Origin of the sequence: Flavonifractor sp. An100 (assembly GCF_002161175.1) — a bacterium.
Classification (GTDB): domain Bacteria; phylum Bacillota; class Clostridia; order Oscillospirales; family Oscillospiraceae; genus Lawsonibacter.
In genome coordinates, this window is the sequence record NZ_NFMA01000011.1 from 55,147 (window position 1) to 69,749 (window position 14,603).

At 62.5% G+C, this 14,603-nt stretch carries 12 protein-coding genes; 9 read left to right on the top strand and 3 right to left on the bottom strand.

Going from position 1 to position 14,603, the window contains the following annotated elements; genetic code table 11:
- Window positions 1–91 precede the first annotated feature (91 nt).
- From feoB to B5E43_RS07990, 6 genes are all read left to right on the top strand, one after another.
- The gene (feoB, locus tag B5E43_RS07965) at window positions 92–2,500 is read left to right on the top strand and encodes a ferrous iron transport protein B (RefSeq protein WP_087395486.1); all 2,409 of its coding nucleotides are present in this window, start codon (window positions 92–94) and stop codon (window positions 2,498–2,500) included.
- Window positions 2,501–2,522: 22 nt separating this feature from the next.
- Window positions 2,523–3,332 carry a Cof-type HAD-IIB family hydrolase gene (locus tag B5E43_RS07970; RefSeq protein ID WP_158098997.1) on the top strand — a complete coding sequence of 270 codons (810 nt, stop codon included), beginning with the start codon at window positions 2,523–2,525 and terminating at the stop codon, window positions 3,330–3,332.
- Window positions 3,333–3,608: 276 nt separating this feature from the next.
- Window positions 3,609–5,258 (top strand): HlyD family efflux transporter periplasmic adaptor subunit, encoded by a 1,650-nt coding sequence (locus B5E43_RS07975; protein ID WP_158098998.1) that lies wholly within the window; start codon window positions 3,609–3,611, stop codon window positions 5,256–5,258.
- 5 nt (window positions 5,259–5,263) lie between these two features.
- Window positions 5,264–6,007: an ABC transporter ATP-binding protein gene (locus B5E43_RS07980; RefSeq protein WP_275533001.1), complete on the top strand. Its 744-nt coding sequence runs from the start codon at window positions 5,264–5,266 to the stop codon at window positions 6,005–6,007.
- Window positions 6,004–7,242 carry an ABC transporter permease gene (locus tag B5E43_RS07985; protein WP_087395498.1) on the top strand — a complete coding sequence of 413 codons (1,239 nt, stop codon included), beginning with the start codon at window positions 6,004–6,006 and terminating at the stop codon, window positions 7,240–7,242. The genes B5E43_RS07980 and B5E43_RS07985 overlap by 4 nt, the downstream gene beginning before the upstream one ends.
- 18 nt (window positions 7,243–7,260) lie before the next feature.
- Window positions 7,261–9,147 (top strand): S-layer homology domain-containing protein, encoded by a 1,887-nt coding sequence (locus tag B5E43_RS07990; protein ID WP_087395501.1) that lies wholly within the window; start codon window positions 7,261–7,263, stop codon window positions 9,145–9,147.
- Window positions 9,148–9,211: 64 nt separating this feature from the next.
- Here the strand turns inward: B5E43_RS07990 and B5E43_RS07995 are convergent, their stop codons facing one another.
- From B5E43_RS07995 to B5E43_RS08005, 3 genes are read right to left on the bottom strand one after another with little or no spacing between them, the layout of a single operon-like run.
- Window positions 9,212–10,282: a M15 family metallopeptidase gene (locus B5E43_RS07995; RefSeq protein ID WP_087395504.1), complete on the bottom strand. Its 1,071-nt coding sequence runs from the start codon at window positions 10,280–10,282 to the stop codon at window positions 9,212–9,214.
- A gap of 55 nt (window positions 10,283–10,337) precedes the next feature.
- On the bottom strand, window positions 10,338–10,997 hold the full coding sequence (locus B5E43_RS08000; RefSeq protein ID WP_087395505.1) for a gamma-glutamyl-gamma-aminobutyrate hydrolase family protein: 660 nt from the start codon (window positions 10,995–10,997) through the stop codon (window positions 10,338–10,340).
- Window positions 10,994–11,638: a cytidylate kinase-like family protein gene (locus B5E43_RS08005; protein WP_158098999.1), complete on the bottom strand. Its 645-nt coding sequence runs from the start codon at window positions 11,636–11,638 to the stop codon at window positions 10,994–10,996. The genes B5E43_RS08000 and B5E43_RS08005 overlap by 4 nt, the downstream gene beginning before the upstream one ends.
- Before the next feature lie 54 nt (window positions 11,639–11,692).
- On the opposite strand from B5E43_RS08005, the gene B5E43_RS15110 reads away from it, so the two are divergent.
- The 3 genes from B5E43_RS15110 to malQ are packed head-to-tail and all read left to right on the top strand — an operon-like array spanning window position 11,693 to window position 14,527.
- Complete coding sequence (locus tag B5E43_RS15110) at window positions 11,693–11,902, top strand: hypothetical protein (RefSeq protein WP_158099000.1); 210 nt, start codon at window positions 11,693–11,695, stop codon at window positions 11,900–11,902.
- A 49-nt stretch (window positions 11,903–11,951) separates the two neighbouring features.
- Window positions 11,952–13,001 (top strand): LacI family DNA-binding transcriptional regulator, encoded by a 1,050-nt coding sequence (locus B5E43_RS08010; protein ID WP_087395511.1) that lies wholly within the window; start codon window positions 11,952–11,954, stop codon window positions 12,999–13,001.
- Window positions 12,998–14,527: a 4-alpha-glucanotransferase gene (gene malQ, locus B5E43_RS08015; protein ID WP_087395514.1), complete on the top strand. Its 1,530-nt coding sequence runs from the start codon at window positions 12,998–13,000 to the stop codon at window positions 14,525–14,527. The genes B5E43_RS08010 and malQ overlap by 4 nt, the downstream gene beginning before the upstream one ends.
- The last annotated feature ends 76 nt before the right edge of the window (window positions 14,528–14,603 follow it).

A 14,603-nucleotide genomic window follows, 5' to 3' on the forward strand; every position in this document is an offset into this window, starting at 1 on the left:
AAAAGACAGGCCATACCGTTACAATAGTCTCGGCTAACTTGACCCGTTTTTGGAAGGAACGGGGTTGAGGGAAACACAGGGAGGCACATCCATGGAAGAACACAAAATGAGCGCAAAAACCCTCAATGACCTCTCGCCAGGTCAGAGCGGGATTATATTATCGGTGGGCAACCAGTCCGGGGCGGTGAAGCGCCGGCTGGTGGATATGGGACTCACGCCCGGCACCCAGGTGAAGGTGACCAAGATCGCCCCTCTGGGTGACCCATTGGAGGTGTCTTTGCGGGGGTATGAGCTGTCCCTGCGCCGCGCCGATGCCCAGCAGATCGTCATGGGCCAGCCCCGGAGGGGGACCTATCAAAGCACCTCCCGTAATCGGACGGTAACGGACCCGGAGGCGGTACGCAGACAGATCCGGGACCATGAGCACGAGCTCAATGAGCACAGCCGGGACTATGATCCCGTCGCCCACGACAGCCGGCCCATGCGCCTGGCCCTGGCGGGCAACCCCAACTGTGGCAAGACCACCCTCTTTAACGCCCTCACCGGGTCCAACCAATATGTGGGCAACTGGCCGGGAGTCACCGTGGAGAAGAAGGAGGGCATTGCCCATCTGGGGGACAAGGAGCTCACGGTGGTAGACCTGCCCGGCATCTATTCCCTCTCCCCTTATTCCATGGAGGAGATCGTGGCCCGGGACTTTATCATCGGGGAGGGCCCCGACTGTATCATTGATATCATCGACGCCACAAACCTGGAGCGCAACCTCTATCTCACGGTCCAGCTGCTGGAGCTGGAGCGGCCCATGGTGGTGGCCCTGAACTTTATGGACGAGATTGCAAAGCGGGGAGACCAGATCGACGTGGCCCGGCTGTCCAAGGAGCTGGGGATTCCCGTGGTGCCCATCACTGCCCGGACAGGGGAGGGGCTGGAGGAGCTGCTCCATACCGCCCACCGGCAGATGCACCTGGGATACACCGTGGAGCCTGACGACCTGTACGACGACTTCACCCACGATATCCACCACCAGATGGGCGAGCTGATCCACGACTACGCCTACGCCGCCCACCTCCCCGCCCACTGGGCCTCCATCAAGCTGCTGGAGGGGGACGACCTTGTGGCCAAGGCCCTGAACCTGCCTCCCCAGGTGGAGAAAAAGCTGGAGGAGGTGGTGGCCCGGTATGAAAACTCCAGCGACCTGGGGGACCGGGAGACCCTCATTGCTGACAGCCGCTACCAGTACATTGAGCGGGTGGTGGCCGCCTCTGTGGTGAAGGGGAACCGGAGTGGACAAGCTACCTTCAGCGAGAAGGTGGACCGGGTGGTCACCCACCGGATTTTTGCCATTCCCCTGTTCCTGTGCACCATGCTGGTGATGTTTGTTATCACCTTCGGACCCTTTGGCTCCTGGCTGTCCGACCTGGTGGGTCTGGGCATGGATGCCCTGGGGGTCTGGCTGGAGACCGCCCTGGGAGCGGTGGGGGTATCTCACGTACTCATCTCCCTCATCTGCGACGGCATCATCGGCGGCGTGGGCGGCGTGCTGGTCTTCCTGCCCCAGATCGCCCTGCTGTTTTTCTTCCTGTCCTTTTTGGAGGACTCGGGCTACATGTCCCGGGCCGCCTTTATCATGGACCGGCTGCTGCGCCGGTTCGGGCTGAGTGGAAAGGCATTTATTCCCATGCTCATGGGCTTTGGCTGCTCGGTGCCCGCCATTATGGGCGCCCGGACCATGGAGAACGAGAAGGACCGGCGGATGACCATTCTGCTGGTGCCCTTTATGTCCTGCTCGGCCAAGCTGCCGGTGTACGGACTCATCTCCGCCGCCTTCTTCGGCCCTTGGGCGGGACTGGTGGTCTTTGCCCTGTACATGATCGGTATTGTGACCGGCATTGCCTCCGGCCTCTTCTTCAAGCACACCCTCTTTGCCGGGGAGCCCGCCCCCTTTGTGCTGGAGCTGCCCCCCTACCGCCTGCCCTCCCTGGGCAATATGATGACCCATGTGTGGCAGAAGGTCCGGGGTTTCCTGATCAAAGCGGGTACCCTGATTTTGCTCATGTCCATGGTACTGTGGCTGCTACAGTCCTTTGACTTCTCCCTGCACATGGTGGAGGACGCCTCCGCCAGTATGCTTGGGACCCTTGGCTCCATCATCGCCCCTATTTTTACCCCCTGCGGCTTCGGCCACTGGCAGGCCGCCGTGGCCCTGCTTACCGGCCTGATCGCCAAGGAGATGGTGGTCTCCTCCCTGTCCATGTTCTATGGCTTTTCCCTCACCGCGGCCAGCGGGGCGGTGGCCGCCGCCATGACCGGCTTTACCCCCCTGTCCGCCTTCTCCATGCTGGTGTTTATCCTGCTGTATGTGCCCTGTGTGGCGGCGGTATCCACCCTCTTTAAGGAGATGAACAGCCCCAAGTGGGCCTGGTTCTCTATCGCCTGGCAGCTGGGATGCGCCTATGTGTTGTCCACCCTGGTCTACCAGGTGGGCAGCCTCATTCTGTAAGAGATCCAAGGAGTGCCCTGGAATGATAAAACTAATTGCGCTGGATTTGGACGGGACCCTGCTCAACCCCCAGGGACAGGTGACCCACCAGACCAAACAGGCCATCGCCCAGGCCCGCCGGGCCGGGGTCCGAGTGGTGCTGAACACTGGACGTCCGGTACCAGAGGCCATCTGGTTTGCCCGGGAGGCGGGATGCGATGAGCTCATCTCCTGCCTGGGGGGCGCCGCTTTGGTGGATGGGACCTCCGGAGGGGTGCTTCGCCGGTGGGACATCCCGGAGCCCTCGGGAGAGCGGGCGCTGGAGCTGTGTCTGGGCAGGGACATTGAACTGATGCTCTTTATGGGGGAAGAGATCGTCCTGGACCCCTTTTCCAAGCAGTCCCTGCTGCGGACCTACCCCTATCCCGCCTTCCACGACAACGCTGTCACCGTATCAGACCCTCTGGCCTATAAGCGGGAGCGTGGGCTGCCCCTGACCAAAATTCACGGGGACTACAACCGGGAGGCCTACCCCCTCCGGGAACTTGCCGCCCTGCCCGGGCTGGAGCTCACCGCCTCCAACGACCACGATTTCGAGCTGGTCCCGGCTGGGGTGGACAAGGGCCGGACCCTGGCGCTGCTGGCACTGATGTACGGCATCCCCCTGGAGGAGTGCGCCGCTGTGGGGGACAGCGACAACGACCTGGCCATGCTTCGGGTGGCAGGGCACCCCATCGCCATGGGCAATGCCTCCGGGGCAGTGAAGGAGCAGGCCCGGTGGGTGACCGCCTCCAACGGGGAGGAAGGGGTGGCCCGGGCCATCCTCCGGTGCCTGGAACAATCTGAAACGTAAGAGAGAGATACCGCCTTTCGCGGTATCTCTTTTTTATTCGGGGAAAAAACAGAAATTCTTCTTGACCTTCCCCCTCATGGAGGGTGTACCATGTCGCCGCACGGCGAAGGGGGAGGAGAAATTTAATGAAAATTTTATCTTTTCTTTCAAACAATATAAGGTTTGGTTTTTACAATAGGCTCTGGCTAAAACAAAGATACCTAGGCGAAAGACGCCTTTACCGTTGGCCTGGCCCGGGCCTGTTGGGGCAGCTTGGAAAGACGGAGGAGAATGACAATGGAAGCACCCGTGGAAGAAAAGGTACAGCAGGTATCGGAACAGCAGCAGGAGGGGAAAGGGCCCAAGCGGCCCCGCCTGCACCTGCCCAAGAAGGGGAAAAAGTGGGGGAAGCGCCTGGTCCTTGTGGCCGTGGCTGCAGGAGCCCTGTACTGGTTTTTTCTCCGGCCTGGCGGGGAGGGGGGCGCCAATGCCCTGGCGGGACAGTACCAGGCCAGCCAGGCCCAGTACCGGGACCTGACGGTGTCGGTGTCCGGGACGGGGACCCTCACCGCGGCGGAGTCCTACCAGGTGAAGGCCCTGGTGTCCGGAGATATTTTGGAGGCCCCCTTTGAGGTGGGGGACCGGATCGAGAAGGGGGATCTGCTCTACCGGGTGGACGCGGGAGACGCGGAGACCACCTTGGAGCAGGCCCAGCTGTCGGTGCGCCAGGCCCAGCTGAGCTACAATGAAATTGCTCAGGGCCTCAAGCCCTCCGCCTCGGCGGCGGGAGTGGTGCAGAAGGTGTTGGTGGGGAAGGGAGAACTGGTCTCCCCGGGCACTCCCATTGCGGAGATCTCCGACACCTCCACCATGACCCTTACCCTGCCCTTCCAGTCTGCCGACGCAACCCAGATCAGCCCGGGGCAGTCGGCTTCCGTCACCCTGGCGGGCACCCTGGAAACCCTGAACGGCACCGTGGAATCGGTGTCCTCCGCCGACCTGGTGGGGACAGGGGGCGCTCTGGTCCGCTCGGTGAAGATTCGGGTGCAGAATCCCGGCGCTCTCACCGACGCCACATCCGCCACCGCCGTGGTGGGACAGTTTGCCTGTGCGGGCAGCGGCACCTTTGAGCCCAATGCCCGCCAGACGGTCACCGCCCAGGCCTCCGGAGAGGTTACTGACCTGCGGGTCACCGCCGGCAGTAAGGTATCTGCCGGGGATGTGCTGGTCACCCTGGGGGGCACCGCCGCCCAGAACAGCCTGGAAAACGCCGCCATCACCCTGGAAAACGCTCAGCTTTCCCTCCAGCGCGCCCAGGAGGCTCTGGATAACTACACCATTACCGCTCCCATCTCGGGCACTGTTATTGAAAAGAATTTCAAGGCGGGGGACAAGGTGGACAGCATGGATTCGGGAAGCATGGCGGTGCTGTATGACCTGTCCAGCCTGGAGGTGCAGGTGAACGTCAGCGAGCTGAACATTGGACAGGTCCAGCCGGGCCAGGAGGTGGAGATCACCGCCGAGGCGGTACCGGGCGAGGTGTTCCACGGCGTGGTGGAGCGGGTGAGCATCAACGGCACCACCACCAACGGCTTTACCACCTACCCCGTGACCATCCGCCTGGAGGAATACGGAACCCTCAACCCGGGGATGAACGTGTCCACCGACATCATCATAGAGCGGGCAGAGCACGTTTTGTCCCTGCCGGTGGAGGCGGTGAGCAGCGACAGCACGGTGCTGCTGGCCGGGGACGGAGCCCTGGCGCCCGACGGCACCGTGGCGGACCCAACCAAGACCACTCTCCAGGGCGTCACCCTGGGCCGGGGCAATCAGCAGTACATTGAGATCACCGGGGGACTGAACGAGGGGGATACCGTGCTGGTGCTCAATCAGGCCACCGGCAGCATGGGCGCCGGGACCTCGGTAGTCGTAGCGGCGGGAGGCTGATGACCTTGGAACATCTCATTGAGCTCAAAGACGTATATAAAATCTACCAGATGGGGGAGGAGACCGTCCACGCTCTGGACGGGGTGGATATCACCATTGACCAGGGGGAATTTGTGGCCATCGTGGGTTCCTCCGGGTCGGGCAAGTCCACTGCCATGAACATCATCGGCTGTCTCGATGTGCCCACCAGCGGCAGCTATCACCTGGGGGGTGTGGACGTGTCCACCATGGACGACGACCGCCAGGCGGAGATTCGAAACAAAATGTTGGGATTTATTTTTCAGCAATACAACCTCATCCCCAAGCTCACCGTCTTAGAAAATGTGGAGCTGCCCCTGCTCTATGCCGGGATACCGGCCCAGGAGCGGCGGGAACGGGCCGTGCGGTCCCTGGAGCGGGTGGGTCTGGCGGGCAAGCAGAAGAATCTGCCCAGCCAGCTCTCCGGTGGCCAGCAGCAGCGGGTGTCCATCGCCCGGGCGCTGGCGGGGAATCCCTCGGTGATTCTGGCTGACGAGCCCACCGGCGCCCTGGACTCCCACACCGGCCGGGAGGTGCTGGGCTTTTTGAAAAAGCTCAACCGGGAGGGGGACACGGTGGTTCTCATTACCCACGATAACTCAATTGCCGTCAAGGCCGACCGGATCATCCGTCTGCAGGACGGCAGAGTCATCTACGACGGGGATGCCCGGGATCCCCGGGCGGTGGTCCAGCCCGGAGAGCTGCTGGAGGAAGAGGGGGCGGAGGCATGAATGTGACCCAGTCCTTCCGTCTGGCCCTCAAATCCCTGGTCACCAGCAAAATGCGTTCCCTGCTCACCATGCTGGGCATCATCATCGGAGTGGCCGCCGTCATCATCATCATTTCCCTGGGCAATGGCCTGCAGGGGATGATCGACGAGCAGGTAGACAAATTGGGCATTAACACCATCATGACCTACACCTGGGGCCGGGGAGACGGCAGCACCATGGACCTGGACCCCAAGGACATGTACCGTCTGGTGGAGGAGAATCCCCAGGTGCTCTCCGGGGTGTCCCCCTACGTCAGCTTTCAGGCTGCCATCCGCAAGGGGGATGACAAGTTCGACAAAACCAGCCTCTATGGGGTCAGCGAGGTCATGTTCAACCCCAACACCGGAGCCACCATCGATGGGGGCGAGCGCATCGCCCAGGGCCGCTTCCTCTCCTACCTGGACGTGGAGCGGCGGCAGCCGGTGTGCGTCATCGGGGCCTATTTGGCCCAGGAGGGCTTTGGGGGAGACGCCCTGGGCAAGAAACTGTCCATTAACGGCGCCTCCTACACCGTCATCGGGGTGCTGGAGCAGATTCGGGAGAGTATGGATAAGGGCGGCCCGGACGACCAGATTTACCTCCCCTATGAAAACGCCCTGGAGCTGATGGGAGCCCGGTATGTGACCCTCTATATGTTTACCAGCACATCTGGCGCCACAGCCGGGGCTGCCAAGGAGGTCATTAACGCCTTCCTCCTAAACCATTTCCAAGACCCGGACGCCTACTACACCCAGACCATGGAGGAGCAGGCCGCCATGATCAATACCATGATGGGAGTGGCCATGGGGGTGCTGGTGGCCATCGCCGCCATCTCCCTGGTGGTGGGGGGCATCGGCATTATGAATATTATGCTGGTCTCCGTTACCGAGCGCACCCGGGAGATCGGCATCCGCAAGTCCCTGGGGGCCAAACGGCGGGATATCCGCATGCAGTTTATCATTGAGGCGGGCACCACCTCAGCCATCGGCGGGGTGCTGGGCATCGCCTTCGGCGGGCTGCTGGCCACCGCCCTGGGCTCCCTGTTTGGGGGGATGCTGTCGGCCCAGATGAATGGGGCCACCTTCAGCGCCACCCCCAATCTGGAGGCCATTGCCGTCAGCTTTGGCGTGTCGGTGGGCATCGGGGTGCTCTTTGGCTACCTGCCCGCCAATAAGGCGGCCAAGCTCAATCCCATCGACGCCCTGCGTTATGACTGATATAAGGAGTGTTTCTGCATGAAAAAGCCCGTTTTGGCCGTCCTTCTGGCGACCTGCCTCTCCCTGTCGCTGATCCTCCCTGCCACCGCGGCCTCCTCCGCCGCTCCCACCGACGAGGCCGCCCAGGTGGTCAACGCCCTAGGGATCATGGTGGGGGACGCCCAGGGAAATATGAACCTTTATAACCTGGTGACCCGGGCGGAGTTCATTACCATGGCGGTGAAGGCTACCCCCGGCGGGGAGCAGATCGGCCAGGCAGCCACCTCCCCCTATCCCGACGTGACCTGGAGCCACTGGGCCTCGGGCTATGTGGAGGCCGGGGTGGCCCAGGGCCTCATCTCCGGCTACTCTGACGGCACCTTCCGCCCCTCTAGCACCATCCGCCTGGCGGAGGGAGTGACCATTGCCCTGCGGCTGCTGGGCTACGCTCCGGAGGACTTCTCCGGAGCCTATCCCACGGGCCAGATGGCCATGTACCGCAGCCTGAACCTGGACGCGGGGGTGACGGTCACCCGGCCCACCGACCCCATGAAGCGGCTGGACGCCATGTACCTCTTCTATAACCTGATGACCGCCAAGACCAAGGAGGGGACCCCCTACCTGGAGACGCTGGGCCACAAGCTCAACGAGAGCGGAGAGATCGACCTGGTCTCCCTCATCAACGACCAGATGGAGGGGCCGGTGGTGGCCCAAGGGAACTGGCAATCGTCCATCCCCTTCTCCCTCAGCGGCGCCAAGGTTTACCGCCAAGGGAAGACGTCCACCCTGTCTGCGGTGCAGAGCCAGGATGTGGTGTACTGGAACCGATCCATGAACACCATCTGGGCATACAGCGACCGTCTCACCGGTACCATTCAGGCCCTGGAGCCCTCCTCCTCCAGCCCCACCTCTGTGACGGTGGCGGGCCGCACCTGCAAGATCGAAACGGCCGCCGCGGCCTATGCCCTGTCTGATCTGGGAGCGTATTCCCTGGGTGACACCGTCACCCTGCTGCTGGGCCGGGACGGCCAGGTAGCCGCTGTGGTAGGCGGAGCGGCAGCGGGAGCGGTGGACAGCGCCAAGGAGATGGTGGGTGTAGTCACCGCCATTGAGAACGCCTCCTACTCCGACGGCAAGGGGGGCACCTATACCGCCCGCACCGCCGTGGTAATAGCCACCAACGGCCAGCCCTACCGCTATGAGGCCCCCTCGGGACTGCGGGAGGGCAGTCTGGTGCGGATCACCGCCTCGGACCAGGCGGGAGGGGTCACCCTGCGCAGCCTGGGGACTGTGGGACTGACCGGAAAGGTGAATGCCGCCGGGACCAAGGTGGGCAACTATGCCTTTGCCGATGGGGCGGAGATTCTGGATGTGAGCGAGGGCCTGGGGGTGCGGGTATACCCCAGCCGTCTGATTGGGGTGGATTTGACGGGGAGTGTCAAATACTACACCCTGGATGCTGCCGGGGATATCGACCGCATGATTCTGGATGGAGTGACGGGAGATATGTACCAGTACGGCCTGCTCACCAATCTGGATGAGACCCAGGTGGGCGAGAACAGCTTCCTGTATGCCTACCAGTTCGACATAGGCGGTCAGACGGGGACCATCCCCCAGAGCAGCACCCGGCTGCCGGTGTCCCAGACCGGGCCCATCCGCCTGAAGGGCACAGTGCAGAGCCCGGAGGGGCTATACCCGCTGACCTCGGCCAAAACGGGCACCGTCAGCGGCAACCAGTTTGTGTCGGGGAACAACCGCTATACCCTCTCGGACAATGTGGCGGTCTATGAGCAGCGGGGTACCAGCTACTACCTCTCCTCCCTATCCCGGGTGAAGGAGGGGGGCTACACCCTCACCGGCTGGTATGACCAGACCGACGCCAACGGCGGCCGGATTCGGGTCATCATCGCCAAAGGGAGCAAATAAAAAATAAGGGGAACGGTCCACGGGCCGTTCCCCTTATTTTCATGATTGAGTGTTGGTATTTCTGTTAGACCCGTAGAAAAACGGACTCCTGGCAGTCCGGCCCGGACTCAGCCAACGGACCGAGGGGTAGAGCGTAGGAACCGGGGACCGCCTGATAGGCCAGATACTCATCATAAGTCAGGCCCAGCTGGGTACACACCTGGGCGACCTCCACCCCTACATAGCGGTAGTGCCAGGGCTCGAAGCGATAGCCAGTAATCTCCTGCTTCCCCTCGGGGTAGCGGAGAACAAAGCCAAACTGGGCGCAGTGCTCCTGAAGCCAGGCGTATTCCGCCGTGTCCTCAAAGTGGGCGCGGGAGCTGGCGGTGTTGATGTCCAGCGCCAGGCCGGTCTGGTGCTCGGAGTGGCCGGGGCGGGCGGAGAAGGTGTCGGCCAGCGCCTGGCCGCTTTCCGCCACATACCGCTGGTAGAGCTGTTCCTGGTAGGAGTAGGAGCGGTAGGCAGATACGCTGCGCAGCGAAATACCATCTGCCCGGGCGGCGTCTGCCATCTGGACAAAGGACTGAGCAGCCTGGGGGGTGAGGGAGCCGATGCCGTAGCGCGGTTTCAGGGCGGTGAGCTCAGGGACATAGTCGGCAGGGAGGGCAGAATACTTATTTACCAGGACCAGTGGGTCTGCGGGATCGGAGAGAACAATGGGGTCCTGATAAAAGGGGCGGTCCAGCCCCAGATTGACCTGAACCACAGCTTCTAGAGGGGAAAACTCGGGGTGGTCCAGAGCGTAGGTCTGGTAGCGGTCCAAGTACTCCAGGCGGCAGTTGGGCAGAGACAGGAAGGTCAGCTGGGAAAGGGACCACTGTCCCTCCTCCAGCTGCTGGGCCAGCTGGGGCCCCAGGCGGGTGTATAGCAGGGCACAGGCCTGGGAGGAAAAGCCCAGCTCCGTCAGCTGGGAGCAAATGTCACGATAAGTCAGCCACTCCTGCCGCTCCTGGGACAGGGGCGAGGGAGCGGAGACGGCGGGAACGCAGTCCAGGGGGTTGAACTTGGCAGAGACAGAGATGGGAGAGAGAAGAAGTGTTGTCCCAAGCAGTAGGGCCGACAGCTTGACTGCCGCGGGGGAGGGGTAGGTAGGCATGGCAGGAACTCCTTTGGGGCGGTGTGGGCCCCATATGTCGGTGTAAAAGAATCCATCATTTCCCACACAGGGAGAAAAAGTGAGCAAAGAGGGGGGCACCGTCCACCGTATCCGCACGTCGGCGGGCAAAGGACATGCGCTCGGGGTGGAACTGGACAGCAAAAATGGGCAGGGAGGGGTGCTCCAGCCCTTCCACAAAGCCCGCCTCGCCCCAGGCGGTGGCAATCAAACCAGCGCCCAGATGGTCCACTGCCTGGTGGTGGGAGCTGTTGACAGGAAAGATGTAGCCGTAGAGCCGGTGGAGCAGGGAGCCTTCCGCGGCGCGGATGGGGTGGACACAGTCCTCCTTACCGCCCCCGTGGAAGGGGCGCACAAGAGGGGGCAGATCCTGGACCAGGGTGCCGCCCAGAGCCACGTTAATCAGCTGCATCCCCCGGCAGATGCCAAAGATGGGCTTTCCAGCCTGGAGGAAGGCGTGAAACAGCTCCAGCTCCGCTTGGTCCCGCACCGGGTCCGGGGGCTGGGAGCCCTGGTTGGCCTGGCCATAGCGGGCGGGGTCAATGTCTCCGCCTCCGCATAGGAGCAGTCCGTCACAGCTCAGGTCGGGCTGGGGCGCGTAGCCCGCCACGGCAATCCCACCCAGCCGCTCCACGGCGGAGCAGTAATTGGTCAGGGGACTGGGACTGCCCGAAATCTGAATGCGGGGGGAGCTCATGGCTTCCCCTGCCCGGCAAGGGCGCCCTGGGCGGCCCGGGCCTGGACCAGGGCGGCAATCAGCTCCACAGCTCCGTCCACGCCGGTGGTGGAGGAGTTCAGGGTCAGGTCATACCGGCGCATGTCACCCCAGGTGTGGCCGGTGTAGTAGTTGTAGTAATTGGAGCGGCCCCGGTCCATTTGGAGGATGCGGCGCTCCATATCGTCAGAGGGGATGTGGTACTCCTCCACGCAGCGCTTGACCCGACTGGGGAGATCGGCGTGGACAAAGACCTTCAGGCACTCCGGCCGCTCTCCCAGCACGTAGTCGCTACAGCGGCCTACAATGACGCATGATCCCTCGTCGGCCAGCTCCCGAATCACCTCGGCCTGGGCAAAGAACGCCTGGTGGCTGACCGGCACACCCTGGTTGGCGAAGGCGGGCACCCCAATTCCAATGGGGGCAATGGACAGGTGGAACCGGCTGCGGGCACGCTCCTCGGCCCGGGCGATAAAGTCGGGGGAAAGCCCACTCTTCTCCGAGGTCTTTTGAATGAGAGTGCGGTCGTAGCAGGGGATGCCCAGACGGGCGGCCAGACGCTTACCGATCAGCCGTCCGCCGCTGCCGAATTCTCGGCTGATGGAAATAACATAATTGCTCATGGAACTCCCTCCTGCTGGTTGAACTGATCCCGGACAGCATTGCCGTCCGGGCCCTTGGGAATTGGTCACTATGACTATACTTATATTATAGCGGAACAGCGGGAAAATGACAACGATAATCTGCATTCTCACAAAGCAAACTGGAAAGACATGGGAAATAATGGAACAAATTACACAAATCAAGAAGTAAAAATTTTACAAATCCTTGCATTTCAGTGGGAAATGGGAGCGGAGTCTTGCGTAGAAGGGGAAAAGGCGGTATGATAAGCATAAAACTGGAAACGGTTCCAAATTGCGGAAGGAGGGATGCGCCGTGGGGAATCTCACCATTCGGGACATTGCCCGTCTGTCCGGCTGCGGGATAGCCACGGTGTCCCGGGTGCTCAATCATCTGCCCGGAGTGAGCGAGCAAAAGCGCAAACGGGTGCTGGCCGTGGTGGAAGAGCAGGGCTTTCAGCCCAATAATAACGCCAAACATCTCAAGCTCCAGGGGGGCATGGGGGTGGCTATGGTGGTTAAAGGTACCCAGAATATGCTCCTGGGAGCCATTGCCGAGCGGATGCAGACCCAGCTGCGGGATTGCGGCTGGGAGGCGGCGGTGTACTATTTGGATGAGGAGTCGGATGAGGTGGCCTACGCTCTGGGGCTATGCCGGGAGCGAAAACCGCTGGGGATCCTGTTTTTAGGGGGAGAACCCAGCTGCTTTCAGAAGGGATTTCTGGACGTTCAGGTCCCCTGTGTCCTGGTGACCAACCGGGCCCAGGAGCTGGCCTTTTCCAATTTGTCCTCCGTCACCACGGACGATGAGGCGGCTGCGGCCCAGGTCATTGGTTACCTGGCCCAAAAGGGGCACTGGCAGATCGGACTGTTGGGCGGCAATCCGGCCCACTCCCAGGTCAGTGCCCGGCGAGTCCAGGGCTGCCGCAGGGCGATGGAGGAGCTGGGCTTGCCCTTTGAGGAGGAGCTACAGTGGGAGTGCTGCCGCTACGCGGTGGCCGACGCCTACGAGGCAGCGGGACGGCTGCTGGACCGCTGCCCTCAGATCACCGCCCTGTTTGCCATGAGTGACGTCATTGCCCTGGGAGCTCTGCGGGCGCTGGCAGACCGGGGGCTGGAGGTGCCCCGGGATCTGTCCGTGGTGGGTTATGACGGCATCCCCCTGGCGGGCTACTCCATTCCCCGCCTGACCACAGTGGCCCAGGACGTGGAGCGGCTGGCCGGTGAGGGTGTGGAACTGCTGCTGGAGGCCATGAGCCACCCGGAGCGGGAGGCGGTCCACCGGGTGGTGCCCTTCCACCTGGTGGAGGGGGAGAGTGTGGCGCCCCCCAAGCATCATCCAAGAAAGGAAGAGGACAGAGCGTGAGACAGGCGGGAATTTTAATGCACCTTACCTCCCTGCCCTCCCCCTGGGGAATTGGAACCATGGGGGAACAGGCCAGGGAGTTTGTGGATTTTCTTCAGGCGGGAGGACAGTCCTGCTGGCAGATTCTGCCCCTGGGGCAGACCAGCTATGGGGACTCCCCCTACCAATCCTTCTCCTCCTATGGAGGAAACCCTTATCTGATCGACCTGGACCAGCTGGCCCAGGAGGGCCTGCTGGAGCCGGAGGAATATCAAAACCGGCCCTGGGGGCAGGACGAGCAGCGGGTGGACTATGGCCTACTCTATGAGCAGCGCTACCCGGTGCTGCGCCTGGCCTGCCACCGGCTGTTGAACCAGCAGGGGGAGGCCCTTTCCACCTTCTGCCAGCAGCATCAGGACTGGCTGGAGGACTACGCCCTGTTCATGGCTTTGAAAGAGAAGCACGGCAGGGTCTGCTGGCAGGAGTGGCCGGAAGAGGAGCGGCTGCGCCGTCCCCAGGCACTGGAGCGGGCCCGGAAGGAGCTGGCAGAAGAGATCTCCTTCTGGAAGGGAGTGCAGTACCTGTTCCACCGGCAGTGGGCGCAGCTGAAGGCCTATGCCAATGGGAAAGGAATTTCCATCATCGGAGACCTGCCCATCTACGTGGCCGCCGACAGCGCCGACGTCTGGGCCCATCCGGAGCAGTTCCAGCTGGACGAGGAGGGGCGGCCCACCCAGGTGGCGGGCTGTCCGCCGGATGCCTTTACCGCCGACGGACAGCTGTGGGGCAACCCCCTGTTTAACTGGGAACGGATGAGAGGGGAGGGCTACCGCTGGTGGCTGGACCGCATCCGGTTCCAGTTCCGGCTGTTTGACGTGCTGCGCATCGACCACTTCCGGGGCTTTGACGCCTACTACGCCATCCCCTACGGAGAAAAGACTGCCCGGAACGGCAGCTGGAAAAAGGGACCTGGGCTGGAGTTCTTCCAGGCGGTGGAGAAGGAGCTGGGGAAGCGGGCCATTATTGCCGAGGACCTGGGCTTTCTCACCCCATCGGTGCGGCAGCTGCTCCGGGATACGGGATACCCGGGGATGAAGGTGCTCCAGTTTGCCTTTGACAGCCGGGAGCGGGGCAGCGACTACCTGCCCCACTGCTACCCCACCCACTGCGTGGTCTATACCGGCACCCACGACAACGACACCATCCAGGGGTGGATGGCCTCTGCTCCCCGGAAGACGGCGGCCTACGCCCGGGACTACCTGCGCCTGACCAAGGGGGAAGGCTACCACTGGGGCATGATGCGCTCGGCCTGGGCCTCGGCGGCGGAGCTGGCGGTGATGCAGATGCAGGACCTGCTGGGGCTGGGCAGCCAGGCCCGGATGAATACCCCCTCTACCCTGGGGGACAACTGGCAGTGGAGGTGCCCGGCGGGGAGCTTCACGCCCAAGCTGGCCCGGCGACTGCGCCGGGAGATGAAGGTCTACCAGCGCCTGCCCGAGCAGAACCGGGAGGAGAGGGACCAGGAGAAAGCGTCAAAGGCTTTATAAACGCGTTTTTTCAAAGGAAACGTTTTAAAAATTGTTAAATTTTAGTGAAATTGGGAAGCCTTTGGGCAGAAATGAT

What these genes read in the sequence shown, in the direction of transcription:
- feoB (WP_087395486.1), top strand. Translation starts at nt 92, where the DNA reads ATGGAAGAACACAAAATGAGCGCAAAAACCCTCAATGACCTCTCGCCA.
- B5E43_RS07970 (WP_158098997.1), top strand. Translation starts at nt 2,523, where the DNA reads ATGATAAAACTAATTGCGCTGGATTTGGACGGGACCCTGCTCAACCCC.
- B5E43_RS07975 (WP_158098998.1), top strand. Translation starts at nt 3,609, where the DNA reads ATGGAAGCACCCGTGGAAGAAAAGGTACAGCAGGTATCGGAACAGCAG.
- B5E43_RS07985 (WP_087395498.1), top strand. Translation starts at nt 6,004, where the DNA reads ATGAATGTGACCCAGTCCTTCCGTCTGGCCCTCAAATCCCTGGTCACC.
- B5E43_RS07990 (WP_087395501.1), top strand. Translation starts at nt 7,261, where the DNA reads ATGAAAAAGCCCGTTTTGGCCGTCCTTCTGGCGACCTGCCTCTCCCTG.
- B5E43_RS07995 (WP_087395504.1), bottom strand. Translation starts at nt 10,282, where the DNA reads ATGCCTACCTACCCCTCCCCCGCGGCAGTCAAGCTGTCGGCCCTACTG.
- B5E43_RS08000 (WP_087395505.1), bottom strand. Translation starts at nt 10,997, where the DNA reads ATGAGCTCCCCCCGCATTCAGATTTCGGGCAGTCCCAGTCCCCTGACC.
- B5E43_RS08005 (WP_158098999.1), bottom strand. Translation starts at nt 11,638, where the DNA reads ATGAGCAATTATGTTATTTCCATCAGCCGAGAATTCGGCAGCGGCGGA.